Raw genomic sequence first — 25,401 nt, 5'->3', positions numbered from 1 at the left:
GCAGCATCGATTGGAGATAGTTTCGAATGTCGCGCGCTTTGCCGACCAGGCGCATTTGATGGGAGGCGTAATATATTTTCATAGGTTCATCCCCGCTTTCGCTAGATTGATATAGTCCAGCTTATGTCGGGTCCTAGCACCTTATGCCTCCTTCTGCCAAATCACCAATGCATCGCGAACGTGATATAATGAACGGTAGGCGGCGCCAAGCCCGGTCACCTGAGTGATTGCTTCCGCCGCCGTCATCCTCTTTTTCCAAGAAAGGAAGGAATCGCACAGACATGAACGCATCTCATCATAGAAAGTTTGAAGAAGTGACCTTGCGCACCGAACCGATATTTCAAGGCAAAATCATCTCGCTGCAGGTAGACACCGTGCAGCTTCCGAACGGCGCGACCGCTACGCGCGAAATCGTAAAGCACCCCGGCGCGGTTGCGGTGCTGGCTTTGACCGATGACGGCCGGATGCTTGTCGTGGAGCAATACCGCAAGCCGCTGGAGAAGAGCCAGATCGAGATTCCGGCCGGCAAGCTCGATGCGGGAGAAGATCCGCTCGACGCCGCGAAGCGGGAACTGGAAGAAGAGACCGGCTATCGCTGTGAATCGCTCCGGCACATCAGCTCCTTTTACACATCGCCGGGCTTTGCCGACGAAATTCTGCATCTGTACGCCTCCGAACAGCTGAGCAAAGGGGAAGCGAATCCGGACGAGGACGAGTTTCTGGAGCTGGAGGCGATCACGCTGGAGCAAGCGCAAGCTTACATGAGGGAAGGCCGGATCAGCGATGCCAAGACGGTCATGGCGGTATACGCCTGGCAGCTCTATAAGCTGACCGGATCGTTCTAACGATGGAAGCCTACTATGCTGACCTGCATATTCACATCGGGCGAACGGAAGAAGGGCAGGCTGTCAAGATCAGCGCCGCGAACAACTTGACGTTCTACAACATTGCGCAGGAAGCTTCGGAACGGAAGGGCATGGACATCGTCAGCATCATCGATTGCCACTCCCCCGGCGTGCAGCGGGAGATGACGCGCTATCTCGATCAAGGCGAGATGGAGGAGCTGCCGGGCGGCGGCATCCGGTACCACCGGACCACGATCCTGCTCGGCTGCGAGATAGAGGTGCGGGACCCGGGTTACGGCACCGCGCATTTGCTCGCGTACATGCCGACGCTGGATATTATGCGGGAGTTTACCGAGTGGCTCAAGAAGCATATGAAGAACGTCCAACTCAGTTCGCAGCGCATTTATGTCACCGCGCGGGAGCTGCAGCGGGAAGTAACGGATCGCGGAGGGCTGCTGATCCCGGCGCATATTTTTACGCCGCACAAAAGCATGTACGGCAGCGGCTCGACGCGCATGGAGCATTTGCTGGATCTGGATGCGATTGCCGCCGTGGAGCTCGGCCTCAGCGCCGATTCGGTCATGGCGGGATACATCAGCGAGCTGGACCGGTATACGTTCTTGACGAATTCCGATGCGCATTCGCTGCCGAAGATCGGGCGGGAATACAATAAGCTTTGGCTGGACAAGCCTTCGTTCGAAGAGTTCCGCAAAGCGCTGGCGCAGGAGGATGGCCGCAAGGTGCTGGCCAACTACGGATTGAATCCGCGGCTTGGCAAATACCACCGGACATACTGCGACAAGTGCGGGAGCATTCTGGACGAGCAGGATGTGACTGTCGTCGAACGCTGCCTGTACTGCGGTCACACGAAGATCGTCCGCGGCGTGCTGGACCGCATTCGAAGCATTGCCGACAGGGAAGAGCCTTGGGTGCCTGCCGACCGGCCGCCTTATTACTATCAGGTGCCGCTGGAATACATTCCGAAGCTCGGCCCCAAGACGTTCGCGAAGCTGATCGAGCGCTTCGGCACGGAAATGAACTTGCTGCACCGCGCGTCGTACGAAGCGATTGCCGAAACGGCGGGCGATGCGATCGCCCTCTGCCTGATCCAGGCCCGGGAAGGCACGCTGGAGCTGGAGACCGGCGGAGGCGGCAAGTACGGGAAAGTGAAATCGTAAAGTCATAAAGCGTATCCCCTTGTCATAAGTTGTATTATTCGGACAAGGGGGCGAAGCACAAGATGCGGAACCGAACGCTGGAGCAGTATATGAAGGAGCATTTGTCGTTCTATATTTTCGTCGGCGTCATCTTTGTGACAGGCGTTGTCTTTGGAGCCGTAATGGTGAACGCCCTGTCGCTCGAGCAGAAGCAGGAAATTACGCGCTATTTGGGCAATTTTTTTGCCAGGGTGCAGCAAGGCGCGCTGGAAGGCGATATAACGGGCTCGTTTAAAGACTCGTTTTCGATGCATATCAAATGGGTTTTGCTGATCTGGATACTCGGATTATCGGTGATCGGACTGCCGCTGATCCTGATCCTTGATTTTTTGAAAGGCGTGCTGGTCGGTTTTACTGTCGGATACATGGTCGGCACGATGTCCTGGCAAGGGCTGCTATTCGCGCTCGTTTCCGTCGTGCCGCAAAACCTGATCATTATTCCCGTGCTCCTCGTATGCAGCGTAACGGCGATGGCTTTCTCGATTCATCTGGTCAAAAACCGGTTTGTATCGCGCAACGGCTCGATTTATGAACCGTTCATGCGCTTTTGCGGCGTCAGCGTCGCTTCGACCGCATTGTTCGTCGGCGTCTCCCTCTTCGAGGCTTACCTGTCTCCCGTTATGATGAAATGGGTGACGCCGATGCTTGCTGCGCTGCATCTGGCTTAAGATTGAAAAGGTTTGACTTTCCCTGCGACCACAACCTATAATAAAATCATACTTCGCAGCGGTTTTGTGCTTTTTTTTGCAAAGCCCTCAGGGGGAGAAGCATGGAAGAATCTCGCATTGAAAAAATAAAGCAGCAGCTGCAATCGCAAGGCTACAAGCTGACGCCCCAGCGGGAAGCGACCGTGAGGGTGCTGCTCGAGAATGAAGAAGATCATTTGAGCGCTGAGGACGTGTTCATGCTTGTAAAGGACAAAGCGCCCGAGATCGGTCTTGCGACCGTATACCGGACGCTGGAGTTGCTGAGCGAACTGCATGTGCTTGAAAAGATGAACTTCGGCGACGGCGTCGCCCGGTACGATTTGCGCAACGACAGCACTCATCACCATCATCATCATTTGATCTGCGTGCAGTGCGGCGCAGTGGATGAAATTATGGAAGACTGGCTACTGGCGCTGGAGGAACGGCTTGAGCGGGAATACCGGTTCCAGGTGCTGGATCACCGGCTGGACTTTCAGGGCATTTGTCATCGATGCCGCGACAAAGGGAAGTCTTGACCAAGCCCACACCGATAGTAATCAACAAAACCTTCGACTTGAGTATGATCAAGTAGAAGGTTTTTTGCTTTTCCTGCACTTCACATCTATATCGTCGGTGTTTTGGCCCACACTAAGCATACTATGCGCACCAGAACAGGAGGCGGGTAACGGATGATTATCGGCATACCAAAAGAAATCAAAAATAACGAAAACCGTGTAGCGCTGACGCCGGGGGGCGCAGCGATGCTGACCGCAGCGGGTCATCAAGTGCTGATCGAGGCGGGGGCGGGAGCCGGCAGCGGATTTTCCGACGAGGAATACGCACAGGAGGGCGCGGCGGTCATTCCCGCGGCGTCCGACGTATGGGCTCAGGCGGAGATGATCATGAAGGTCAAGGAGCCTCTGCCGTCCGAGTACGGTTACTTCCGTGAGCAGCTGACGCTGTTCACCTATTTGCATCTGGCGGCGGAGCCGAAGCTGACCGAGGCGCTCGTCAGTCATAAAATGACGGCCATCGCCTATGAAACGATTCAGCTGCCGAACGGCAGCCTGCCGCTGCTGACGCCGATGAGCGAAGTGGCGGGGCGGATGTCAGTGCAGGTCGGAGCGCAATATCTCGAGAAGTTTTATGGCGGGCGCGGCGTGCTGCTCGGCGGCGTGCCGGGCGTGCCGGCCGCGGATGTCATCATCCTCGGCGGCGGCATCGTAGGAACGAATGCGGCGAAGATGGCGCTGGGCCTCGGGGCGAACGTCGTCGTTATCGAGCGGAATGCGGAGCGGCTGCGCTATCTGGACGACGTGTTCCTCGGGCGCATTCGAACGCTGATGTCGAACCCGTACAATATCGCCAACGCCGTGCAAAAAGCCGATCTGCTGATCGGCGCGGTGCTTATCCCTGGAGCGAAAGCGCCGAAGCTTGTGACGGAGGACATGGTCAAGCAAATGAAACCGGGGGCCGTCATCGTCGACGTCGCCGTGGATCAAGGCGGTTCGATCGAAACGGTCGACCGTGTAACGACGCATAGCGAGCCGACCTACGAGAAGCACGGCGTACTGCATTACGCGGTCGCCAACATGCCGGGAGCGGTTCCCCGCACCTCGACGCTGGCGCTGACCAATGTAACGATTACGTACGCGCTGGAGCTGGCGTCCAAGGGCGTAACCCGGGCGCTGTACAGCAATCCGCCTTTGCGATTGGGCGTCAATACGTTTCAGGGCCATGTAACCCATCCGGCCGTGGCGGAAGCGGTCGGCCTGCCTTTTGCGGGGCTGGATACGCTCCTGCCTCTTAGCTGACGGCTAGCTTGGGGATGGCGCATTCCTTACGCCGCGCCGCTGCGCCGAATATGCACAAGAATCGCACGTCCCCGACAAGCCAGGTCCGCCGGACAAGGGGCATAAATTAAGCTTTCCCGTCATAGTCTTACGGTAAGGAGCCAAGTCGGTATCGGCTGCCCGGCCGCTGCCGACAAAGGCTGCCGCCGTCACTTTTTTCGGGCTTGTCCCGAAGACGGCGACGCCATGGGAAAAGGAGGTACAGGCTGTGATCATTCATGCCCGTAAGTGGATGGAACGGCTCCGTTTCATGCTGCTGTTCATCGCCTTGACGTTTATGCTCTATCATGGTCTGCTGCTGCTTACGCATTTTCTCGAGCCTGCGCATAAATATAAAGAGCCGGCCGGCCATGCGGTGAAAGTTTTTCAAAGCGACGCTTCGCTTTTTCCCGATGCTTATACGACGATGGGAGAGAGGCTCAAGCTTTTTTACCGAATCGGCGAATAAGCTTTTTCATTCTGGCAGGAAATGGCCCCTGAATGTGGAATTATGTATCTAACGGCTTTTCTTAATTGACCGTCGTACAACATAGAAGGGGATCGTTGACGCATGAAAAGGGATCTGCAGTCATTCATCCAATATTTGACTGAGGAAAAAGGACTTGCGCCAAATACACTAGAATCGTACCATCGCGATTTGATTCAATACATAGAATATTTGGAGCATTCCGGCGTACAATTGCTGAAAGATAGCGGAAAAGTGCATGTGTCCGGCTATTTGCTAAAGCTGAAGCAGCTCGGGAGAGCGACGGCGACCATTTCGCGAAGCACGGTATCGATTCGTTCGTTTTATCAGTATATGGTCCGAGAGCGCCGGCTGGACAGCGATCCGACCTTGATGCTCGAAACGCCGAAGCTGGAAAAGCGGCTGCCGATCATTTTGTCCGTGCAGGACGTCGAGAAGCTGCTGGAAGCGCCGCGGACGACGAGCTTAAGCGGCATGAGGGACAAAGCGATGCTGGAGGTGCTTTACGCCACAGGCATTCGCGTATCCGAGCTGATCTCGCTCGATGTGGACAGCGTCAATCCGGGGCTCGGCTTTGTGCGCTGTGGGGGGAACAGCGGGAAAGAGCGCATCATACCGCTCGGCAAGGTCGCTTCGAAGTATGTGACCGCCTATACCGATACGGTCCGCCGCAAGCTGCTCAAGCCCGGCAAAATCGAAAACGCACTGTTCGTCAATCACCTCGGGACCCGCATCACGCGGCAGGGCTTCTGGAAAATTATTAAGCGCTACGCGCAGGAATCGGAAATTCGCTCGGAAATTACGCCGCACACGCTGCGGCATTCGTTTGCAGCGCATTTGCTGGAGAACGGGGCGGACTTAAGATCCGTGCAGGAAATGCTCGGCCATGCGGACATTTCGACGACGCAAATTTACGCGCAAGTCGCCCGGGGCAAAATGAAGGATGTATACGACCGGACGCATCCCCGGGCCAAAATCGAATAGCATACTCTAACGAGCCCGCTCCGCGATTCACAAGAGCGGGCTTATTTTTTTGGGTTCCCGCGCGGGCCGTTTTTGCAAACGATCAACCGTTTTGCGATAATAGCGATATGCTTTTCGCACAACGCTTGTCTATCGGTAAGGAGGAATTTAACTTGAAATATAAGCGCATTTGTTTGATCGTTCTCGACAGTGTCGGCATTGGGGAACTCCCCGATGCGCCGCGGTTCGGCGATGCCGGATCGCATACGCTGGGACATATCGCCGAGCGGGTTCCAGCGCTTCGGCTGCCGAACCTGGAACGGCTTGGGCTCGGAGCAATCGCCCCGCTTCACGGGATCGAGGCCGCCAGACACCCGCAAGCGTATTACGGCAAAATGGCCGAAGTATCGGTTGGAAAAGATACGATGACCGGCCATTGGGAAATTATGGGCTTGAAGGTGGCAACGCCGTTTAACGTATTCCCCGAAGGCTTTCCTATGGAGCTGATCGAGCGCTTCGAGAAAGAAACGGGACGCAAGGTGATCGGCAACAAACCGGCTTCCGGAACGGACATTTTGGTCGAGCTCGGCGAAGAACAGATGAAGACAGGCGCATGGATCGTGTATACCTCGGCGGACAGCGTGTTCCAGCTTGCCGCCCACGAGGAGGTCATTCCGCTCGGCGAGCTGTACCTCGGCTGCGAAATCGCCCGCAAGCTGACGCTGGAAGATCCGTATGCGGTAGGCCGCGTCATCGCCCGCCCGTATGTCGGCAAGCCAGGGGCATTCGTCCGCACGCCGAACCGGCATGACTACGCTGTGAAGCCGCCGGCGCCGACGGTTATGAACCTGCTCAAAGACGCAGGCCGCGACGTGATCGCGGTCGGGAAAATCAATGACATCTTCGACGGGGAAGGCGTGACGAAAGCAACGCCGACAAAGAGCAATCTGGACGGCATACACAAGACGCTGGAGCTGCTGGATCACGATTTTGAAGGCTTGCTATTTACGAACCTGGTCGATTTCGACTCGCTGTACGGCCATCGCAGAGACCCGGAAGGATATGCCCGGGCGCTCAACGAGTTCGACGAATGGCTGCCGAAGCTGATGGAGAAGACAGGGCCGGAAGACTTGCTGATCATTACCGCCGACCACGGGAACGATCCGGTTCATCCGGGGACGGACCATACCAGGGAGTATGTCCCGCTGCTGGTATACAGCCCGTCTCTGCAAGAACCAAGCTCCTTGGGTATCCGAGCGACGTTCTCGGATCTCGGCGCCACAGTGGCCGATAACTTTGGAGCCGGATCGACCGGCAACGGGAACAGCTTTTTGCAGCAATTGAAATAGGGCACCTAACACCTATCCGGGAGGACGATGAAATGACGGATCAGCATTCCATAGTGCAGAACATCAAGGAAGCGGCGGCCTATATTCACGCCCAATACGAAGCGAAGCCGGAAATCGGATTGATCCTCGGCTCCGGATTGGGCGTTATCGCGGAGCTGGTGGAGAACGCGGTAACGATTTCGTATGGGGACATTCCTCATTTTCCCGTGTCGACGGTGGAAGGCCATGCCGGAGAACTGCTTCTTGGTACGGTTGGCGGCAGGCATGTCGTGCTGATGAAAGGCCGCTTTCATATGTACGAAGGATACGGCGTGGACACGGTGTCCTTCCCTGTGCGCGTCATGAAAGAGCTTGGCGTAGGGAAGCTGCTCGTTACCAATGCCGCGGGGGGCATCAATACGTCGTACGAAGCCGGCGATTTGATGCTGATCAAAGACCATATCAACTTTACGTTCCGCAACCCGCTGATCGGACCGAATCTAAGTGAGCTTGGCGTCCGTTTCCCGGATATGTCCGAAGCGTACAGCAAGCGGATGCGCGAGGTGGCGAAGGCGGTTGCCGCCGAGCAAGGCGTGAAGCTGCAGGAGGGCATATACATCGGACTGCTCGGACCGACCTACGAAACGCCTGCCGAAATTCGCATGATGCGGACCTTGGGCGCAGACGCGGTGGGCATGTCGACCGTCTCCGAAGTCATTGTGGCGCGTCATGCGGGCATGGAAGTGCTCGGCTTCTCCTGCATCAGCAATATGGCTTCCGGTATTTTAGATCAGCCGCTCTCGCATGAAGAAGTGATGGAGACGACGGAGCGGGTCAAGCAAACGTTTCTGCAGCTGATTTTGGGGATTTTGCCGCGTCTGTAATCAAGACGGCCTCCGTTTCATGCGCAAGGCAGCGCAGCTGCCATTCGGTGCCTCCCGGGCACCGGCCTTGTTGTTAAAGATATACTGGACTGCACCGCTCGATAGGAACTTACCGGGCGGCGGCGGTCTTTTTGTTTTATGGCAGTTGGCGCCGCAGTTGGCAGCGAGAGGGAAATTGCATGATTCGAATGCGAGTACCGCATACAAACATTGCCAATACGGATCGGTTACAGACCGGGGAGAGGAGCATCCGCTTGAAAGCATGGTACCAAACCTTCCCTGCACGCATGCGAAGACAGCAAGCTTTGATCAGCCCTGACGGGTTTACATATCTGCGCTGGCAAAATCCTTATATTATCGCCTGGTGGTCGGTTTCTTTCCCGGGTTTCGGCCATTTCTTACTGCATCAGTATATTCGGGGGTTTTTGTTGTCCTTCTGGGAAGTGATGATCAATACGGCAACGCATATGAACGAAGCCATCGTTTATTCGCTCAGCGGCCGGTTCGCGCAAGCTTCGGCTGTTTTGGAGCCGAAATGGGTGCTGGCTTATTTGCTCGTCTATTTATTCGCGATTTGGGATAGCTATATGAAAGCGGTTGAAGCGAATCAGCAATATCATCTGGCGAAACTGGAGGGTGCCCGATTAACGCCGTTTCGCATCGACAGGTTCAACATCATGTACTTGGCCAAGAAACGGCCGTTGTCCGCCATGTTCTGTTCTTTCATGTTCCCGGGGCTGGGCCAAATTTATAACAGCAGGCTATCGCTGGGGTTTTATGGCGTTGTCTGGTGGACGATATATATGACGCTTTCCCATTCGCATGAGTCGCTTATGCTGCTGATTACGGGGCGTCTCCAAGAGGCCAAAGCGGTGCTCAACCCCCACTGGCTGCTATTTATGCCTTCGGTAATCGGCGGGGCCATGTACGACGCCTATATGTCGGCCCGTGATAATAATCAGCTGTTCCGGACGGAACAAATGCAATATTTCAGGGAACGGTACCCGGCCTATCACATCGACATTTTCCCTAAGGCGGAATAAAGGATGCTTATTATCGGAACATTTGAGCATACAATTGAAATGGAGGAAGCATTGTCCGTTCTCGAGAAATCGGGAGTTCCCCGCAGCTCGATCATGGCGGTCTCCATGGACGAGACGGTCTCGCGCTCGGACGTGACGGCGACGAGGTATCCGCATAAACAAACGCTTGCCTTCGAAATCGGCATGGCGCTGGCGACGGCTTTTTCCGTGGTCGGCATCAGCTTCGGTTTCGTATCGGACTGGGGGCCGATTATATGGGGCATTGTGTCTGCTTTGGCAGGATTTATGCTGGGAGCAGGGGGGACATGCTGGATGCAGCGGACTTATTTGCGCGGCCAAGCGCAGAAGGGGCCATTACCCGAGCTTGTGGTGATCATTCGCTGTACGGACGCGTCCTTTCCCGAGATCCGGCTCGTCCTGCAGCAGTACCGGGCGCTGTCGATCGGCCGGATCGAGGAAACCGGCTGAAGGCAGGCAAGAGGAAGCCCTTGATGCTCTCAACGGAGCGCCAAGGGCGGCGGGATGGCCTCAGTTCGACTTCCTGGAGCCTTTGTCGTTGTTGCGGGTCGTCGTATTTTGATTGCCGTGACCTTGCTGTTTGGCCAAGTTGCTCACCTCCGTTACCGAACCGGATTTAATAAAGCGTTCGTTTCGTCCATAGTATGGCCTGGACCGCCGGAATGCATGAACGGTGGACAATCCCAGCGCCGATGCATCGTTAGCACTATAGCATGAAAATTTTAGCAGTGAATTACTATCGCAACCGGGAATGACATGCTATAATTGGGCAAAAGGAACTACGTAAATGATCGTGAAGGACCTTAGTCGGAGGGAAGAGGTGCCGAATATGACGATGTTGAAGGTTTCCAACTGTCCGCAGTGCGGGAAGGTTTATCAAAATAACTTGCGCAATCTTTGCCAGGAATGCATTCGTTCGTATGACGGGAAGCTCAACGCTTGCCTGGATTTTTTGAAATATAATCGAAAAGCGACGACGCAGCAGCTGGCCGGCGCTACCGGCGTGCCGCCGCAGGAAGTGTATGCGTTTATCCGGGAAAACCGGCTGCCGTTGACCGGCTATCCGAATTTGACCTATCCGTGCAACTCCTGCAGCGCGCCTATTCGTCAGCACCAGCTTTGTGTCGATTGCCGCGTCAGGATCGTTTCGGAGATCAACAAAATGAAAGAGCGGGAAGTGAGCTTGCGGGAATTGGAGCGGGGCGTCGGCTTTCAAATTCGCGAGCGGCTCCGGCGGTAACCGGCGGCTTTGTTTCCACGCACGTCAAGGATCGGATCTGCCCTGGCGCAGGTCCTTTTTTTGTCGGCTCGTTATATTTGGTAGTACGGCGAACTTATGCTAAAATGTCAAAGGGTATCCATGAGGCGGCGCTCCTGTTTAAATTTGTCACAAAGTTTTCACGGGATGGACGCCAAAGGGCATGTGTAAATGTTCGTGTATTTTGTACAATAAGACTATGCGTCTTCACGGCTAAACAGTAAGGGGGGATTACCTATGCAAAAGTGGATCATGTTTTCACTGTTCATCATCGCTTGTCTCCTCGGCACGGGCGTTTTGTTCCAAAACATCGCGGCTCGTCAAGCGGAGATGGCTCATGAGGCGGCTGCCGGACCGACACTGAAGTTCGTTGCGACGAACTATCAATTCGATAAACCGGAATATACGGTAAAAGCCGGCGAGAAAATGACGGTTTCCTTGCAAAACAAGGAAGGTCTGCACGCGCTTGAAATTGTGGGTCTTGGCGTGAAACTGGACAACAATACGAAGTCGGTGGAATTTACGTTCGACAAGCCGGGCACGTACGAAGTGCACTGTGCACTTCCATGCGGACCGGGTCACGCGGAAATGAAAACGAAATTGATTGTCCAATAAACTGACGATGTGCAAGAGGAAAGCTTCCGGGTCGCCCCGGAGGCTTTCTTTTCTTTTTGCCGCACGGCGCATATAATACTTGGTATCGGTGCAACCGGCATTCCGAAAGCGAGGGAGCGCATGAGATGAGAACAGTAGACATCATACATAAAAAACGCGACGGAGGGCAGCTGAGCCCGGAAGAAATCGCATTTTTGGTTAACGGCTATACGAACGGCTCCATTCCCGATTACCAAATGTCGGCATGGGCGATGGCCGTCTATTTCAACGGCATGACGGCGCGGGAAACGGCCGATCTCACGCTGGCGATGGCCCGCTCCGGCGACCAGGCCGACCTGAGCTCGATCCCGGGCGTCAAGGTCGACAAGCACAGCACAGGCGGCGTCGGCGATACGACAACGCTCATTTTGGCGCCGCTCGTTGCGGCTGCCGGCATACCGGTTGCCAAAATGTCCGGCCGGGGTCTGGGGCATACCGGCGGCACGATCGATAAGCTGGAGGCGATCCCGGGCTTCCGGACGGAGCGGACGAAGGAGCAGTTTTTGGAGCAGGTGAGAGCGATCGGGCTCGCCGTTGTCGGGCAGTCCGGCAATATGACGCCGGCCGACAAGAAGCTGTACGGCTTGCGCGACGTCACGGCGACCGTCGAATCGGTGCCGCTGATCGCCAGCTCCATTATGAGCAAGAAGATCGCCTCCGGCGCCGACGCGATCGTACTCGACGTTAAGACGGGCCGCGGCGCGTTCATGAAGTCGCTGGAGGCGGCCGTGGAGCTGGCGGAAGCGATGGTAGCGATCGGCTCCGAAGTAGGCCGCGAAACGATCGCGGTCATCACCAATATGGATGAGCCCTTGGGGCCTTCGATCGGCAATGCGCTGGAAGTGCTCGAGGCGATCGAGACGCTTCGCGGCAGCGGTCCGGCCGAACTGACGGAGCTCTGCCTGGAGCTTGCCGCCCATATGGTCGTGCTCGGAGGCAAGGCGGCGGACGTGGCCGAGGGCAAGCGCCAAGTGAAGGCGCTGCTGGCGAGCGGCGCCGCCCTGGAGAAGCTGCGGCAGATGATCGCCGCGCAGGGCGGGGACGCCGGCGTCGTCGACGATACGCAGCGGCTGCCGCAGGCGCGCTGCCGTTTCGCGGTGCAGGCCACGGCGGGCGGCTGCGTTGCCGGCATTGACGCTGAGTCGCTCGGGCTGACAGCGATGCTGCTCGGCGCCGGACGCGCAACCAAAGACGACCGGATCGATCTGGCCGTCGGATTAAAGCTGACGAAGCGGGTCGGCGATGAAGTGCGCGAAGGCGAGACGATCGCCGAGCTGTACATGAGCGGCGACGACCCGGACACGGTCCGGCACATGACCGAACGAGCCGCATCGGCTTTTACGATCCGTCCGGAGCCGGTGGAGAAGCCGAAGCTCGTCTACGCCGTTGTCACACGTGCTGGCGTGCAATACTATAACTGACCTTTGGTATGCCGCAGAAGCCCCTTTCAGGGCCGCTGCGGTTTTTTGTTTTTGCAGGGTCAAGAATATTTACCTCCAAAAAGGTCAACACTGATTACCAGAACTTTCTTACAAATCCATCAGGAGGGGTAGAACAAGGTGATGTTTAGCAAAATGTTGAAAGTCGCAATGACAGCGCAGCTATTCCTGCTTTTCGCGCTTCCGGCTGCATACGCCGAGGAAGCGAAAGCTCCGGCGGCACCGGTGGATATCACGCCGAGTGCGGCTTCGGCGGTTCTGATCGACGCAGATACCGGAACCGTTATTTTCGAGAAAAACAAGGACGCCAAGCTTCCGCCGGCCAGCATTACGAAAGTTATGACGATGCTGCTGATCATGGAGTCGCTCGACCAAGGCAAAATCAAGCTCGACGAAAAAGTGCGTACCAGCGAATACGCCGCATCCATGGGCGGGTCGCAAATTTTTCTGGAACCGGGCGAAGAAATGACCGTTCAGGATATGCTGAAAGGCATTGCGATGGCTTCCGGCAATGACGCTTCCGTCGCCATGGCCGAAAAAATCGCCGGGTCCGAAGAAGCGTTCGTCCGTATGATGAACGAGCGCGCCGCGCAGCTAGGGATGAAAAATACGCATTTTGCCAACCCGAACGGGCTCCCGGCGGACCAGCACTACTCCTCCGCTTACGACATTGCGCTGATGTCCAAGGAACTGCTCAAGCATGAGGAAATTACGCAGTTTACGGGTGCGTACCAGGACTATCTCCGCAAAGATACGCCGAAGCCGTTCTGGCTTGTCAACACGAATAAGCTGGTGCGTTTCTATACGGGTGCGGACGGACTGAAGACAGGCTATACGAGCGAAGCGAAGTTTTGCTTATCTGCCACGGCGAAGCGCGATAATTTCCGCGTCATCTCGGTCGTCATGGGCGAACCGGATACGAAAACGCGCAATGCGGAAGTGTCTAAAATGTTCGATTACGCTTTCTCGCAATATACGAATCTCCCGATTTACAAAAAGGGCGACGCGCTGGGCGAAATGAAGATCGGAAAAGGCGAGCAGCCGCTTGTGCCGCTGACGGCCAAGCATTCCTATAGCTTGCTGCTGAAAAAAGGCGAGGCTGGCGAAGGAATCCGCCACGAGGTACAGCTCGATCCGAATTTGAAGGCGCCCGTCACGGTCGGGCAGCCGATCGGCAAAATCGTTGTGTATAAAGGCAACGAAATATTGACCGAGTTCGCGCTGGAATCGCCGGTCGACGTGAAAAAAGCCGGCTGGTGGACGTTGACGAAGCGGACTGCCAAGAAGATGTTTTTCTTTGACTAAAGGGACAACGTAGAATCAGACAGCCAGACCCCGAAGATCGAGTATCTTTCGGGGTCCCCGTGCATCTGCGCAAAGTGTCGCATTTCTTCTATTTGTAGCGCATTTCTTCTAGTTTTGTCGGGGGGCAGGAAAAGGTTTCCCGGCTGTAGAAATGAGTGTACGTGAAATTGACAACTGACTCTTTAGCTAGCGTGAGAGTAGCAGTTGCAATGGGATTGACAACTGACTCTCTGGCTAACGCGAGAGTAACAGTTGCAATGTGGAAGGAGTGAACAGCTTTGAGTTTACAAATCGAATTGGAGCATTACCGCAAAGCGTTGATCGTACGGCTTAAGGGCGAGCTGGACCATCATACAGCCGAGTCGGTAAAAACCCGGATGGAAGAGGCGATCATGCGGGGGAACAGCAGCCATATCATTTTAAGCTTGAAAGATTTGTCGTTCATGGACAGCTCAGGGCTGGGCGTCATTCTTGGACGCTACAAGCTGATTACGGCCAAAGGCGGTAAAATGGTCGTCTGCAACGTCAATCCCGCCGTATACCGGCTGTTCGAAATGTCAGGGCTGTTCAAGATTTTGTCCATCCAAGAAAACGAAAGACAAGCGCTTCACAGTCTGGAGGTCGTATCATGAGCGAACGAAATTTTATGACCCTTCAATTTGCCAGCCGTTCCGAGAATGAGGCGTTCGCCCGGGTGACCGTCGCCGCCTTCGTCTCCCAGCTCGATCCGACGCTGGACGAGCTGACCGACATCAAGACCGTCGTGTCCGAAGCCGTGACCAACTCGATCATTCACGGATACGATAACCGACCGGACGGGATCGTCACCATTTCCGCCGAGATTGACGGGGATACCGTATTCCTTTCGGTCGAGGACCGCGGTGCCGGCATCGACGACCTGGAGCTGGCCAAGACGCCGCTCTACACCTCCAAGCCGGAGCTGGAGCGATCGGGGATGGGCTTTACGATTATGGAAAATTTCATGGATGAAATCGAGGTTACAACCATTGTAGGGACCGGAACCACCATTCGGATGAAGAAGCGAATCGAATCGAAAAAAGCTTTGTTCAATTAGGGGTCTGATCAGATGGATGTGGATTTGAAACACGCGTCGCACGGCTATTTGGACGATTCTGAGGTCAAGAGACTCATCGCGCTAAGCCAATCCGGCGATCAGCTCGCCCGGGAAAGGCTTGTGAGCTGCAATATCCGTTTGGTCTGGTCGGTGGTCCAGCGTTTTCTGAACCGCGGATATGAGGCGGAGGATCTGTTTCAAATCGGCTGTATCGGCTTGCTGAAATCGGTGGATAAATTTGATCTCTCGTATGATGTGAAATTTTCAACCTATGCGGTGCCGATGATCATCGGCGAAATCCAGCGCTTCTTGCGCGATGACGGGACGCTGAAAGTGAGCCGTTCTTTGAAAGAACTGGCGAATAAAATCCGGAAGACGAAGGACGAGCTGTCCAAGCGCAACGGCCGTCTGCCGACGATCAAGGAAGTGGCCGAAGAGCTGGGGATTTCGCCGGAGGACGTCGTATTCGCGCAGGAGGCGAACAAGCCGCTCTCTTCCATTCATGAGACCGTGTTTGAAAATGACGGGGACCCGATTACGCTGATGGATCAAATATCCGACGAAGGTCAGGATAAATGGTTTGACAAGCTGGCGCTGAACGAAGCGATCGGCACGCTCAGCGAGCGGGAACGTCTTATCGTGTATCTCCGCTATTTCCGCGATCAGACGCAGTCGGAAGTGGCAGTGCGGCTCGGTATCTCACAAGTGCAGGTATCCCGATTGGAGAAGAAAATATTGCAATCGATCAAAGACCAGATAGCTCAATAGCTGTGCTGGTCTTCTTTTTTTGTGTTAGTATGTATAGAAACATAATGGCACAGCCGGGGGAGAACACACATGAGTAACTCATATCAAGCATCGTACGAAACGCTAAAAGAAGGGCTGGAACGGCTCTTTGAAGAAACCGGACGCACGGACGGCGAACTGCTTCGCAGTTTGGAACAGCTCAAGGAGAGCGCGGATCGCATGCGACGCGAGCTGGCTAAGCTGCAAGCCCAGCGGAATTCCGGTATACCGGACCGGATGTCGAGCCGGCTTAAGGAAGCGCTCCGAGAGTAGAAAATGAGCAAAAAAGTATCCAAAATTTGTATTGAAAGCGTGTGCATAACGTGAGATAATACGAATTGTGAACGATATTTGACAATTGAATCGGAGGGGTTATATTAGATGAACGGCAAAAAAGCGTACCGTTATACGGTATCACTCATGCTCGTGACTACTCTCCTCATCACCGGATGCTCCACGCAAAACACACCAAGTAAAAGTGGTGAAGGCAGCAACGTGAAAAAAGATCCTGTCGAACTCGTAGTGTATTTTCCGTTTCCAGCGGACTGGCCCGAGGAGGATTTTTTTAAGACATTCGGCGAACCGATTCAAAAGAAATTCCCACATATCACCATCAAATTCATTAACTCAGGAAAAACGCAAGAACTCATTACATCCGGGCAAACAATTGACATCCTCTTTGCTTCGATTGGGGCTTCGCAGGCTCATCTCTTGGATTTGGGGCTGGAATCCGACATCAGTCCGGAAATTAAAAAGTTCAATTATGACTTAAACCGCTTGGAACCGACGATGGTGGATGCGGCGCGCAAAATGGCAGACGGAAAAGGCATCTATGGTCTGCCGGTATACGTTCCACCGTCAGCTATCTATTACAATAAAGATTTATTTGACAAGTTCGGTGTTCCGTATCCGAAGGATGACATGACGTGGGATGAGTTGTTCGAGCTCAGCAAGAAAATGACTCGTAACGACGGCGGCACGCAGTATTACGGTCTGGCTTCCTCGTACGGTCATCTGGCCACGATGAACCAAATGTCCATCCCGCTGGTCGGTCCGGACAAAACCGCTACCTTCGATAAGGACGACCGCTGGAAGACGTTCGTCGACAACTTGATCCGTTTCTATAGGCTTCCCGGCTTTGAAGTATTCAAGACCGGCGATCTATCTGAATCGGCGGAAAGAAACCGTTTTTTCAAAAACCGAAATATAGCAATGTTCATAGCCACAACCGCGCTTCACAATGAGAAGGAAGTCCAAGACATGAATTTCGATATTGCCTCCTTCCCTGTATACAAAGATAAGCCTCAAGCTGGACCTCAGCCATACCCGATAAACTTCTATATCACTTCACAGTCCCAGAAAAGAGATGACGCGTTCGAAGTCATCGCGTATTTGACTAGCGAAGAATTTCAAATGAAACCTATTAAGGAAGGAAAGTTACTTACTGCACTCGCGAATAAAACGATCAGAGCGCAGTTCGGTACGGAAAGTTCCCTGTATAAAGGCAAAAATGTGAAAGCGCTTCAACCAAACAATTATTCACCCCTGGGCGCTTACAGCAAATATACCTCTACGGCCAGCGGTGAGATAAATACAGGTCTTCGCGATGCGATCGTCAACAAAAAAGATACGAATACGCTGCTCAGAGAAGCTGCTGAGCGGGCCAACAAAAAAATTCAGGAGCTTGAAACGGCGGCCGCGGCCAAAAAATAAGACGTCAAAACAAAAGATCGCTATCCTTGCCGTCGGCAGAGAAAGCGATCTTTTTGCGTGAAAATGAAGTATATTACCTCGCGGCTCTGCGAACATCGTCCCGGAACAGGAAGCCGATGCAGTAAAGCCCCGCTAATCCAACCAGCGTGTACACGATGCGGCTGAGGCCGGAGGATTCGCGGTGTACGTCTCCGCCGAGCAGCGCCGAAACCAAATCCCATTCGAACAATCCCACAAGCAGCCAGTTCAGTGCCCCAATGATAACAAGCGTTAAAGCCGTTTTCGCCATGCTTGACACCTTCCTTGTGATGATATAGGTATTTGTTGGTTCTTCTTGATTATACGTTTTACTGGAATCGGCTGAATTATGCATGCGGCGCGGAGTATTTTTTGCCAGACGCAGCCGTCGTATCGAACGATACAATTTACCCATACTACGGAATAAATGCATTGCAAGGGAGGATTCGGTTACATGTCGCGAGCATCGATCCCGACCCTGTATCTACGTTTACGCAAAAGAATGCGGGTACGCAAAGGCGAAAGCGTCATGCTCGGCGATATTGCCCAGCTTCTCGCGGACCCGGATTACGAGGAAGGGCTGAAACGGCTCGTGCTGTTCCGGCCGGAACGCCATGACGGCAATTTAGCCCTGATCGACATGATGATGATTGTCCGGAAGGTTAAGGAGAAGTACCCGGAGCTGGAGATCGAGCATTACGGAGAACCGCATATTCTGGTCGAAGTGTACGACTCGCCGAAGCCTCCGAAGCTGAAGCTGCTGCTCATTACGATGGTGTGCATTTTGCTGTTTATCGGATCGGGGCTGGCGATCATGAATTTTCATGCGGATGTCAGCATGGCGGAAGTGCACAGGCGCATATACCGGCTGCTGACGGGAAGAGAGACGGAGCGGCCGCTGCTGCTGCAAATCCCGTATTCGATCGGCATTGGCGTCGGGATGATCATCTTCTTCAATCATTTGTTCAAAAAAAAATTCAACGAGGAGCCGAGCCCGCTGGAAGTCGAAATGTTCATGTATCAGGAGAACGTGAACCATTACGTCATCACCGAAGAATACGGCAAAATTCACGAAAAAGCCGAACGCGAAAGCGAGGAGGCGAAGCCGTGGAAATCGTAAGCGGATGTCTGCTGATGATCATCGGGATCGGCGGCGGGCTTGCGGTGGGGAGCGGCATGGTCGCATTTCTCGTCGTGCTCGACGTCATTCCGAGGCTTGCCCAGACGACCAAGTCCTACGGATGTATTCGTTATTATGAAGGCGCCGTGGTGCTGGGCTCCTTGTTTTTCACTTTTACCGATTTCTTCGACTGGCATTACGCCTTGTTTCCGATGTCGGCCGCACTATTCGGCGCATTCGCCGGATGCTTCGTCGGCATGCTCGCAGCCGCGCTGACAGAAGTCATAAACGTCCTGCCGATCTTGGCGAAGCGAATCGGGATGGAGACTTACATGATCTGGCTGCTGATGTCGATGATATTCGGCAAAGTGATCGGCTCCATCATCGATTGGCTGGGCGTACTCGGTTGAAGATCACAAGACAGGAGGAAGGATCAAGATGTACAAGCAGATGAAACGGGCCAAGCTCGTCAAAGTCCGCACGGGTTCGCCGCAGCCGGATCGGGACAAAGAGACGGCGATGGCGCTTATAATCGACGCCGAGGGCAACATTATCGGGGAGCAGAGCAAACCCCAGCAAGCCAAGATGGCGGAGGAGCCGGGTGGCGATGCGCCTGAACAGCCGTCGAAGCCGCGCCGGGCAAATAAACAAGCGAGCAAACCATCGACAGGCATAAAATTGGATCAGCATACCGCCATACCGGAGGACTTCGACCGATTGAAGCAGGCGCTTGAAAACGTGGTCGGTCTGAATCAAAGCTTCGACGTCGTGTTTCGCGAGATGGTATTTGGCGGCCAGAAGACGGGCATATTTTATTACAACGGTTTTGCCAAAGACGCCGTACTGACCGAAATATTGGCCCGGCTCTCCTACGCGGGCGGGGAGCACAGCCCGGATCAGGCGTCTGAAGAAGATCGAGGGCATGCGCGAACGGCTAAGCATCAAGACGGAAGCGGACGTAATCAGGACGAGCGTCATGGCGCATCGGATAACGGAAAAGGGAAGCAGGATGCCAGCGCATTGCATGGCGGCGTCATCGATCTGTTCGACGAAGCGCTGATCCCGCATATCCAGGTCAAACGGACGAAGAAACTGAAAGAAGTCATCGACAATGTCGCGATGGGGGGAACCGCCTTCTTCTTCGAAGGCGTGGAAGAAGCTGTTCTCGTCGATGCCAAGGCGTTTCCCGTCCGTTCGACCGAAGAGCCCGATCTGGAACGGGTCGTCCGCGGCTCGCGCGACGGCTTCGTGGAGACGCTGCTGACCAACGTAACGCTAGTGCGCCGCAGAATCCGCGACCCGAAGCTGACACTGGAAATTATGCAGGTCGGCGCGAGGACGCAGACGGATGTATGTATTGCGTATATCAAGGATATATGTGACTTGAACTTGGTTGAAGCCGTAAGAGACAAGATCAATCAAGTGAAGGTCGATGGCGTGCCGCTTGCGGAGAAGCAGCTGGAGGAGTCGATCATGGGCAAGGGCTGGAACCCTTACCCGATGGTACGTTATTCCGAGCGGCCGGACGTCGTCTCCGCGCATCTGTTGGAAGGCCACATGATTGTATTCGTCGATACGTCGCCGTCGGTGATGATTTTGCCGACGACGTTCTTCCACCATGTACAGCATGCGGAGGAGTATAGGCAAACGCCGCTGGTCGGATCGTACTTGCGCTGGGTCCGGTATATCGGAATCGCGTCGTCCCTTTTTTTGCTGCCGCTATGGTTTCTGATCGTCAGCACGCCCGGCCTCAAGCCGGCGGCGCTCGATTTCCTCGGGCCGCAGAAGACGGCGCAAATTCCGCTGCTCGGACAATTTCTGATCGCGGAGCTGGGCATCGATCTGATGCGGATGGCCGCTGTCCACACACCGACGCCGCTGGCAACGGCGATGGGGCTGGTCGCCGCGATCTTGATCGGAGATATCGCCGTGAAGAGTGGCTTGTTCGTCAACGAGGTCATTTTGTACCTTTCCGTGGCGGCCGTAGGCACATTTGCCACGCCGAGCTATGAGCTGAGCTTGGCGAACCGGATCACCAGGCTTCTTCTGCTCGTTGCCGCCGCCGTTTTCAAAGTGCCGGGCTTCGTCATCGGATGCACGGTGTGGCTTGTGTTTCTGACTTTGCAGCGCGCTTATAATACGCCGTATATGTGGCCGTTCATTCCGTTTAACGCCAAGGCGATGTACGATCTGCTCGTACGGCGCCCGTTCTTGTCGATGACACGGCGGATGAGCCTGACCAAGACGACCGATTCCACGCGGCAGCCGCAGTAAAGCGGACTCCCGAGAACCGCGGCAGCAAATGGGCTGCCGCGGTTCTTTTTGCTGTTGTCAGTTGATGCGGTTGTATGGTACCTTAATTGTAATGTCTTTCAGGAAGAGGCGATAACAGACGATGTACTTACACGGAACCAGCACAATCAACAAGAAGGGGCATCTGGAGATCGGGAGCTGCGATACGACGGAGCTGGCTGCACAGTTCGGAACCCCTTTATATATAATGGACGAAGCTTTGATTCGCCAGCGATGCCGCGAATACGTCGAAGCGTTCCGCGCTTCAGGCTTGAAGTTTCAAGTAGCCTATGCGAGCAAGGCGTTTTGCGTCATGGCGATGTGCCGGCTCGTGGAAGAAGAAGGGCTGTCGCTTGACGTCGTATCCGACGGCGAGCTGTACACGGCGCTGCAAGCCGGGTTCCCGCCGGAACGGATTCATTTTCACGGCAACAACAAGACACCGCAGGAAATCGAGATGGCCATCAATGCCAAAATCGGCTGCTTCGTCGTCGACAACTTCGTCGAACTTGGCATGCTGCATGCCATCGCCGAAGAAAAGCGGCAAAAGGTCAAGGTGCTGCTGCGCATTACGCCCGGCGTAGAAGCGCATACGCATGAGTACATCTCGACAGGCCAGACCGACTCGAAGTTCGGCTTCGATTTGGAGAACGGCGCCGCGTTCGAAGCGGTGAAGCAAGCGGCTGCACTGCCGCAGATCGAGCTGCTCGGCGTCCACTCGCACATCGGCTCGCAAATTTTCGAAACGGCCGGCTTCAAGATGGCCGTCGACAAAGTCACGGAATTCGCGATCAAAGTACGAGACGAGCTGAGTGTCGTGTTTCCGGTCATCAATTTGGGCGGCGGCTTCGGCATTCGCTATGTGGAAGGCGATACGCCGCTTCCGGTGTCCGAATATGTAAAGGCGATTACCGATACGCTAATTGCGAATTTCAGCCGTGCCGGCTACGCGCTTCCGGAGATTTGGACGGAACCGGGGCGCAGCATTGTCGGCGAAGCGGGCACGACACTGTATACGGTCGGCACGCACAAGGATATTCCGGGTGTCCGCAAATACGTATCGGTGGACGGCGGGATGACCGACAACCCGCGTCCTGCGCTTTACGAGGCGGTATATGAAGCGATGCTGGCCAACCGCGGCGGTGAACCGGCCGACGAGCTCGTCTCGATCGCGGGCAAATGCTGCGAAAGCGGCGACATGCTCATATGGGACGTGCGCCTGCCGAAGGTGCAAACCGGCGACCTGCTTGCCATTGCCAGCACAGGCGCGTATAACTACGCGATGGCAAGCAACTACAACCGGATTCGCCGTCCTGCCGTCGTGTTCGTACAGAACGGCCAGGCGGATATCGTCGTGAAGCGCGAATCGTTCGAAGATATTGCAGGCAACGACATCGTGCCGGAACGGATGAAACAGGTCAGCCGAACGGTATAAGTTAGTTAAGGCGTAAGGCCGTTATACGGCGGTTCGGCGTTCATGCGACTGCGCGACAACGGATGCCGCTAGGAACCCTCTGCGTGTGCAGAGGGTTCTTTGGTGTAGCCTGCGAACGAACTTGTCACCTTCGGTCCGCTGCGGGATTGCGGACGCTATTTGTATATCCAATGGATTCATAGTAAAATAATGTGGTTAACGACAACCGAGGTAGTTAAAGGAGCGTACATACTTATGGCAAAGCAAGCGTTTATCAAACTGGCCGACGGCAACGAAGTCGTGCTTGATCTGTTCGACAAGGATGCGCCGAATACGGTTGCGAACTTCGAGAAGCTCGCCAATTCCGGATTTTATAACGGTCTGGTGTTTCACCGCGTGATTCCGGGCTTCGTAGCTCAAGGCGGCTGCCCTCAAGGGACAGGCACCGGCGGTCCGGGCTACACGATCAACTGCGAAATCAACCCGAACAAGCATGAGCGCGGCACACTCGCTATGGCTCACGCAGGGCGCAATACCGGCGGCAGCCAGTTCTACATCTGCTATGCGCCGCAGCCGCATCTGGACGGCCAGCATACCGTATTCGGCAAAGTAGTCAAAGGCATGGAGCATATCGATACATTCAAAGGCCGCGACAAAATGGAAACGGTAGAAGTAAAAGAAGTTTGATTTACGGGCAGCTATAGACAAAGCAGGAAACACGCGTTATACTGTTTTACAATAAAAGCTAAACCTTCGGGGCAGGGTGAAATTCCCTACCGGCGGTGATTCCGGCAGCATGCTGCCGGATCAGTCCGTGACCCGTGCGGCTGCGAGAAGCGATGCGACTCGCAGCCGCCGGTGGACTCGGTGTAACTCCGAGACCGACAGTATAGTCTGGATGGGAGAAGGGAAAGCGGGAAACGTTTTGTTCGCGTCCTCATATGTGCTTAATTTCACATATCGGACCGACCGGGGTACGTTTGTCCAATTCAGCAGGTCAGCCGAATGCGGATGCATTCCTTGGCTTGCAGTTTGACGGCGGCCGACGGTTCGGTTTCTTATGCGGGTATATGCATATACAGGCTTATTCAAGTCCGCATGAAGGACCGGGAACAAATGAAGTCATTCCCGCGCATTTTCCGGAAGCATTCGCCAAGCCCCTTTTTGATTATTCGAAAAGGGGCTTTTTTGCATACAACCGAGGAGAAAGGACGAATGGGCATGGAGCCGTTAAACGACGAATATTACATGCGGCTCGCGCTGCAGCTCGCATCCGCGGCGGCCGGTCAGACGGGAATCAATCCCGTCGTCGGCTGCGTGCTGGTCAAGGATGGGCGCATCGTAGGGATGGGCGCGCACCTGAAGCGCGGCGAAGCGCACGCGGAAATTCACGCGCTGCAGATGGCCGGCCGCGAAGCCGAAGGCAGCACGGCGTACGTCACGCTGGAGCCGTGCAGTCACCACGGCCGTACGCCGCCTTGCAGCGACCGGCTCATCCGCGAAGGCGTGAAGCGGATTGTCGTCGCGGCGACGGACCCGAATCCGCTCGTCGCGGGGAGCGGGCTGGACCGGCTGCGCGCGCACGGCATCGAGGTGACGAGCGGGCTGCTCGAGCGGGAAGCGAACTTGTTGAATGAAGCATTCAACAAGTTCATTACCACCCGCCGGCCCTTCGTCACCGTGAAGTCCGCCAGCACGCTGGACGGCAAGATCGCCGCGAAGACGGGCGACAGCAAGTGGATTACCGGAGGCGCCTCGCGCGCCCGGGTCCACGCTATGCGCCACCGCCACCAGGCGATCATGGTCGGCATCGGCACTGTGCTGGCCGATGATCCGGCGCTCACGACCCGGCTGGAAGTGCCGGGTCTGAACCCGATCCGCGTCGTCGTCGACTCGACGCTGCGGCTGCCGCCGAGCGCCCAGCTCGTGCGGGACGGGGCGGCGCCTACGGTCGTCTTGACGACCGAGAGGGCGCCGGAGGCGCGCCGCCGCGAGCTCGAAGCGCTCGGCGTCGAAGTGGTCGACTGCGGCCCGGGGCCGGTTGTCGACCTCGACGCCGCGCTGGACCGGCTCGGCGAGCGCGAGATCGGCTCGCTGCTCGTCGAAGGCGGCGGCAAGCTGAGCGGCGCCTTGCTGGAGCAGCGCCTGGCCGATAAGCTGGTGCTGTTCTACGCGCCGCGCATTATCGGCGGGGGGGCGCTGGCTCCCGGCAATTTCGATTTCGCCGGCTTCGGCGCGATGCAGGACGCGATCCGGCTGGAGCGGTTCAGCGTCGAGCAGGTCGGCGACGATGTGTGCATCACCGGGTACCCCCGGTATGAAAGGGAGGTGCAGTAGCCGATGTTTACCGGCATAATCGAGGAAATAGGCGCGATGCGCCGCATCGACAGGCAAGGCCAGGCGATGGTGCTGACGATCGGCGCCCGCACCGTATTGTCGGACGTGAAGCTTGGCGACAGCATCTCGGTGAACGGCGTATGCCTGACCGTTATCGCCTTCGACAATCAGTCGTTTACGGTCGACGTGATGCCGGAGACGTTCCGGCGCACGAACTTGTCGCGGCTTTCCGTCGGCGCACCGGTCAATCTGGAGCGCGCGATGGCGGCGAACGGCCGGTTTGGCGGTCATATCGTGCAAGGGCATGTCGACGCCACCGGCATCATCGAGAGCCGGACGCCGGAGGAGAACGCTGTTGTGTTCCGGATCGCACCGCGCGAGACGGACATACTCAAATACGTCATTCCGCACGGCTCCATTACGATCGACGGCATCAGTCTCACCGTCGTCGGCGTAACCGAAACCACGTTTACCGTGTCGATCATTCCGCACACGCTCGCCGAAACGGTGCTGCAGCATAAAAAGCAAGGCGACGAGATTAATCTCGAGTGTGACGTGCTCGGCAAATATATCGAGCGGCTGCTCACGCACGGAACGGGTGCCGGCAGCGCGGCCGCGCGCAGTTCCGGCCGGCTGACGGCGTCGTTTTTGGCGGATCACGGCTTTATGTAAGCGCAAGGCGCTTCA

General features: G+C 55.6%; 28 protein-coding genes, 1 pseudogene and 1 riboswitch. Of the genes and pseudogenes, 27 read left to right on the top strand and 2 right to left on the bottom strand.

Annotated features, from left to right (window positions below; all coding sequences use genetic code 11):
- Positions 1–16: 16 nt before the first annotated feature.
- A pseudogene (mciZ, locus tag KXG62_RS34605) lies at positions 17–82 on the bottom strand (Z-ring formation inhibitor MciZ); the annotation flags it as partial.
- 199 nt (positions 83–281) lie between these two features.
- Between mciZ and KXG62_RS07425 the strand changes: the two are divergent.
- From KXG62_RS07425 to KXG62_RS07330, 20 genes are all read left to right on the top strand, one after another.
- Positions 282–845: an NUDIX hydrolase gene (locus KXG62_RS07425; protein WP_218091291.1), complete on the top strand. Its 564-nt coding sequence runs from the start codon at positions 282–284 to the stop codon at positions 843–845.
- A gap of 2 nt (positions 846–847) precedes the next feature.
- Positions 848–2,023, top strand: a complete 1,176-nt coding sequence (locus KXG62_RS07420; protein WP_218091290.1) for an endonuclease Q family protein — start codon at positions 848–850, stop codon at positions 2,021–2,023.
- Positions 2,024–2,085: 62 nt separating this feature from the next.
- Entirely contained in the window at positions 2,086–2,730 is a 645-nt protein-coding gene (gene spoIIM, locus KXG62_RS07415) for a stage II sporulation protein M (protein WP_218091289.1), read from the top strand.
- 101 nt (positions 2,731–2,831) lie between these two features.
- Positions 2,832–3,284, top strand: a complete 453-nt coding sequence (gene fur, locus KXG62_RS07410; RefSeq protein ID WP_218091288.1) for a ferric iron uptake transcriptional regulator — start codon at positions 2,832–2,834, stop codon at positions 3,282–3,284.
- Positions 3,285–3,437: 153 nt separating this feature from the next.
- The gene (gene ald, locus KXG62_RS07405) at positions 3,438–4,562 is read left to right on the top strand and encodes an alanine dehydrogenase (RefSeq protein ID WP_218091287.1); all 1,125 of its coding nucleotides are present in this window, start codon (positions 3,438–3,440) and stop codon (positions 4,560–4,562) included.
- Positions 4,563–4,809: 247 nt separating this feature from the next.
- The gene (locus tag KXG62_RS07400; protein ID WP_246627332.1) at positions 4,810–5,049 is read left to right on the top strand and encodes a DUF4227 family protein; all 240 of its coding nucleotides are present in this window, start codon (positions 4,810–4,812) and stop codon (positions 5,047–5,049) included.
- A 102-nt stretch (positions 5,050–5,151) separates the two neighbouring features.
- A complete protein-coding gene (gene xerD / locus KXG62_RS07395; RefSeq protein ID WP_218091286.1) occupies positions 5,152–6,051 on the top strand; it encodes a site-specific tyrosine recombinase XerD in 900 nt (299 codons plus the stop codon).
- A 152-nt stretch (positions 6,052–6,203) separates the two neighbouring features.
- Positions 6,204–7,379, top strand: coding sequence for a phosphopentomutase (deoB, locus tag KXG62_RS07390; RefSeq protein WP_246627331.1), 1,176 nt, complete (start codon positions 6,204–6,206; stop codon positions 7,377–7,379).
- Positions 7,380–7,411: 32 nt separating this feature from the next.
- Positions 7,412–8,242, top strand: coding sequence for a purine-nucleoside phosphorylase (locus KXG62_RS07385; protein WP_218091284.1), 831 nt, complete (start codon positions 7,412–7,414; stop codon positions 8,240–8,242).
- Between the two features lie 254 nt (positions 8,243–8,496).
- Positions 8,497–9,285 carry a hypothetical protein gene (locus KXG62_RS07380; RefSeq protein ID WP_246627330.1) on the top strand — a complete coding sequence of 263 codons (789 nt, stop codon included), beginning with the start codon at positions 8,497–8,499 and terminating at the stop codon, positions 9,283–9,285.
- Positions 9,286–9,288: 3 nt separating this feature from the next.
- Positions 9,289–9,753 (top strand): hypothetical protein, encoded by a 465-nt coding sequence (locus KXG62_RS07375; protein WP_218091283.1) that lies wholly within the window; start codon positions 9,289–9,291, stop codon positions 9,751–9,753.
- A 379-nt stretch (positions 9,754–10,132) separates the two neighbouring features.
- Positions 10,133–10,543 (top strand): flagellar protein, encoded by a 411-nt coding sequence (locus KXG62_RS07370; RefSeq protein ID WP_218091282.1) that lies wholly within the window; start codon positions 10,133–10,135, stop codon positions 10,541–10,543.
- 255 nt (positions 10,544–10,798) lie between these two features.
- Complete coding sequence (locus KXG62_RS07365; protein WP_218091281.1) at positions 10,799–11,176, top strand: cupredoxin domain-containing protein; 378 nt, start codon at positions 10,799–10,801, stop codon at positions 11,174–11,176.
- A gap of 125 nt (positions 11,177–11,301) precedes the next feature.
- Entirely contained in the window at positions 11,302–12,636 is a 1,335-nt protein-coding gene (locus KXG62_RS07360) for a pyrimidine-nucleoside phosphorylase (protein WP_218091280.1), read from the top strand.
- 141 nt (positions 12,637–12,777) lie between these two features.
- Positions 12,778–13,959, top strand: a complete 1,182-nt coding sequence (locus KXG62_RS07355; protein WP_218091365.1) for a D-alanyl-D-alanine carboxypeptidase family protein — start codon at positions 12,778–12,780, stop codon at positions 13,957–13,959.
- A 278-nt stretch (positions 13,960–14,237) separates the two neighbouring features.
- Positions 14,238–14,591 (top strand): anti-sigma F factor antagonist, encoded by a 354-nt coding sequence (gene spoIIAA, locus KXG62_RS07350; protein WP_218091279.1) that lies wholly within the window; start codon positions 14,238–14,240, stop codon positions 14,589–14,591.
- A complete protein-coding gene (spoIIAB, locus tag KXG62_RS07345) occupies positions 14,588–15,034 on the top strand; it encodes an anti-sigma F factor (RefSeq protein WP_218091278.1) in 447 nt (148 codons plus the stop codon). The genes spoIIAA and spoIIAB overlap by 4 nt, the downstream gene beginning before the upstream one ends.
- Before the next feature lie 12 nt (positions 15,035–15,046).
- Positions 15,047–15,802: an RNA polymerase sporulation sigma factor SigF gene (sigF, locus tag KXG62_RS07340; RefSeq protein WP_218091277.1), complete on the top strand. Its 756-nt coding sequence runs from the start codon at positions 15,047–15,049 to the stop codon at positions 15,800–15,802.
- Positions 15,803–15,871: 69 nt separating this feature from the next.
- Positions 15,872–16,093, top strand: coding sequence for a hypothetical protein (locus tag KXG62_RS07335; protein ID WP_218091276.1), 222 nt, complete (start codon positions 15,872–15,874; stop codon positions 16,091–16,093).
- A 108-nt stretch (positions 16,094–16,201) separates the two neighbouring features.
- Complete coding sequence (locus KXG62_RS07330; RefSeq protein WP_218091275.1) at positions 16,202–17,533, top strand: ABC transporter substrate-binding protein; 1,332 nt, start codon at positions 16,202–16,204, stop codon at positions 17,531–17,533.
- 73 nt (positions 17,534–17,606) lie between these two features.
- Here KXG62_RS07330 and KXG62_RS07325 read toward each other — a convergent pair whose 3' ends face one another.
- Positions 17,607–17,822: a DUF378 domain-containing protein gene (locus tag KXG62_RS07325; protein ID WP_218091274.1), complete on the bottom strand. Its 216-nt coding sequence runs from the start codon at positions 17,820–17,822 to the stop codon at positions 17,607–17,609.
- Positions 17,823–18,005: 183 nt separating this feature from the next.
- Here KXG62_RS07325 and KXG62_RS07320 point away from each other — a divergent pair, with 183 nt between their 5' ends.
- The 7 genes from KXG62_RS07320 to ribE all read left to right on the top strand — a co-directional run bounded on the left by KXG62_RS07320 (position 18,006) and on the right by ribE (position 25,386).
- The gene (locus KXG62_RS07320) at positions 18,006–18,671 is read left to right on the top strand and encodes a stage V sporulation protein AA (protein ID WP_218091273.1); all 666 of its coding nucleotides are present in this window, start codon (positions 18,006–18,008) and stop codon (positions 18,669–18,671) included.
- Positions 18,672–18,685: 14 nt separating this feature from the next.
- On the top strand, positions 18,686–19,081 hold the full coding sequence (locus KXG62_RS07315; protein WP_218091364.1) for a stage V sporulation protein AB: 396 nt from the start codon (positions 18,686–18,688) through the stop codon (positions 19,079–19,081).
- 28 nt (positions 19,082–19,109) lie between these two features.
- Entirely contained in the window at positions 19,110–20,945 is a 1,836-nt protein-coding gene (locus KXG62_RS07310) for a spore germination protein (protein ID WP_218091272.1), read from the top strand.
- Between the two features lie 121 nt (positions 20,946–21,066).
- Positions 21,067–22,398 (top strand): diaminopimelate decarboxylase, encoded by a 1,332-nt coding sequence (lysA, locus tag KXG62_RS07305; protein WP_218091271.1) that lies wholly within the window; start codon positions 21,067–21,069, stop codon positions 22,396–22,398.
- 234 nt (positions 22,399–22,632) lie between these two features.
- Complete coding sequence (locus tag KXG62_RS07300; protein WP_218091270.1) at positions 22,633–23,064, top strand: peptidylprolyl isomerase; 432 nt, start codon at positions 22,633–22,635, stop codon at positions 23,062–23,064.
- A 58-nt stretch (positions 23,065–23,122) separates the two neighbouring features.
- Positions 23,123–23,291: riboswitch (FMN riboswitch) on the top strand.
- A gap of 307 nt (positions 23,292–23,598) precedes the next feature.
- A complete protein-coding gene (ribD, locus tag KXG62_RS07295) occupies positions 23,599–24,714 on the top strand; it encodes a bifunctional diaminohydroxyphosphoribosylaminopyrimidine deaminase/5-amino-6-(5-phosphoribosylamino)uracil reductase RibD (protein WP_218091363.1) in 1,116 nt (371 codons plus the stop codon).
- A 3-nt stretch (positions 24,715–24,717) separates the two neighbouring features.
- Positions 24,718–25,386: a riboflavin synthase gene (gene ribE, locus KXG62_RS07290; RefSeq protein ID WP_218091269.1), complete on the top strand. Its 669-nt coding sequence runs from the start codon at positions 24,718–24,720 to the stop codon at positions 25,384–25,386.
- Positions 25,387–25,401 lie beyond the last annotated feature (15 nt).

Source organism: Paenibacillus solanacearum (assembly GCF_910593845.1).
Classification (GTDB): domain Bacteria; phylum Bacillota; class Bacilli; order Paenibacillales; family NBRC-103111; genus Paenibacillus_G; species Paenibacillus_G solanacearum.
The sequence above is the reverse complement of the archived record's forward strand: the minus strand, read 5'-3'. Positions and strand labels throughout refer to the sequence as shown.

Excerpts from the sequence above, each read along its gene's own strand:
- KXG62_RS07370 (WP_218091282.1), top strand. The coding sequence starts at position 10,133 with ATGACGATGTTGAAGGTTTCCAACTGTCCGCAGTGCGGGAAGGTTTAT.
- spoIIAB (WP_218091278.1), top strand. The coding sequence starts at position 14,588 with ATGAGCGAACGAAATTTTATGACCCTTCAATTTGCCAGCCGTTCCGAG.
- KXG62_RS07300 (WP_218091270.1), top strand. The coding sequence starts at position 22,633 with ATGGCAAAGCAAGCGTTTATCAAACTGGCCGACGGCAACGAAGTCGTG.
- KXG62_RS07420 (WP_218091290.1), top strand. The coding sequence starts at position 848 with ATGGAAGCCTACTATGCTGACCTGCATATTCACATCGGGCGAACGGAA.
- KXG62_RS07320 (WP_218091273.1), top strand. The coding sequence starts at position 18,006 with ATGTCGCGAGCATCGATCCCGACCCTGTATCTACGTTTACGCAAAAGA.
- ribD (WP_218091363.1), top strand. The coding sequence starts at position 23,599 with ATGGAGCCGTTAAACGACGAATATTACATGCGGCTCGCGCTGCAGCTC.
- KXG62_RS07425 (WP_218091291.1), top strand. The coding sequence starts at position 282 with ATGAACGCATCTCATCATAGAAAGTTTGAAGAAGTGACCTTGCGCACC.
- fur (WP_218091288.1), top strand. The coding sequence starts at position 2,832 with ATGGAAGAATCTCGCATTGAAAAAATAAAGCAGCAGCTGCAATCGCAA.
- lysA (WP_218091271.1), top strand. The coding sequence starts at position 21,067 with ATGTACTTACACGGAACCAGCACAATCAACAAGAAGGGGCATCTGGAG.
- KXG62_RS07315 (WP_218091364.1), top strand. The coding sequence starts at position 18,686 with ATGATCATCGGGATCGGCGGCGGGCTTGCGGTGGGGAGCGGCATGGTC.
- spoIIM (WP_218091289.1), top strand. The coding sequence starts at position 2,086 with ATGCGGAACCGAACGCTGGAGCAGTATATGAAGGAGCATTTGTCGTTC.
- KXG62_RS07360 (WP_218091280.1), top strand. The coding sequence starts at position 11,302 with ATGAGAACAGTAGACATCATACATAAAAAACGCGACGGAGGGCAGCTG.
- KXG62_RS07330 (WP_218091275.1), top strand. The coding sequence starts at position 16,202 with ATGAACGGCAAAAAAGCGTACCGTTATACGGTATCACTCATGCTCGTG.
- KXG62_RS07365 (WP_218091281.1), top strand. The coding sequence starts at position 10,799 with ATGCAAAAGTGGATCATGTTTTCACTGTTCATCATCGCTTGTCTCCTC.
- KXG62_RS07355 (WP_218091365.1), top strand. The coding sequence starts at position 12,778 with ATGTTTAGCAAAATGTTGAAAGTCGCAATGACAGCGCAGCTATTCCTG.
- ald (WP_218091287.1), top strand. The coding sequence starts at position 3,438 with ATGATTATCGGCATACCAAAAGAAATCAAAAATAACGAAAACCGTGTA.
- ribE (WP_218091269.1), top strand. The coding sequence starts at position 24,718 with ATGTTTACCGGCATAATCGAGGAAATAGGCGCGATGCGCCGCATCGAC.
- KXG62_RS07385 (WP_218091284.1), top strand. The coding sequence starts at position 7,412 with ATGACGGATCAGCATTCCATAGTGCAGAACATCAAGGAAGCGGCGGCC.
- KXG62_RS07325 (WP_218091274.1), bottom strand. The coding sequence starts at position 17,822 with ATGGCGAAAACGGCTTTAACGCTTGTTATCATTGGGGCACTGAACTGG.
- xerD (WP_218091286.1), top strand. The coding sequence starts at position 5,152 with ATGAAAAGGGATCTGCAGTCATTCATCCAATATTTGACTGAGGAAAAA.
- KXG62_RS07335 (WP_218091276.1), top strand. The coding sequence starts at position 15,872 with ATGAGTAACTCATATCAAGCATCGTACGAAACGCTAAAAGAAGGGCTG.
- KXG62_RS07375 (WP_218091283.1), top strand. The coding sequence starts at position 9,289 with ATGCTTATTATCGGAACATTTGAGCATACAATTGAAATGGAGGAAGCA.
- sigF (WP_218091277.1), top strand. The coding sequence starts at position 15,047 with ATGGATGTGGATTTGAAACACGCGTCGCACGGCTATTTGGACGATTCT.
- KXG62_RS07310 (WP_218091272.1), top strand. The coding sequence starts at position 19,110 with ATGTACAAGCAGATGAAACGGGCCAAGCTCGTCAAAGTCCGCACGGGT.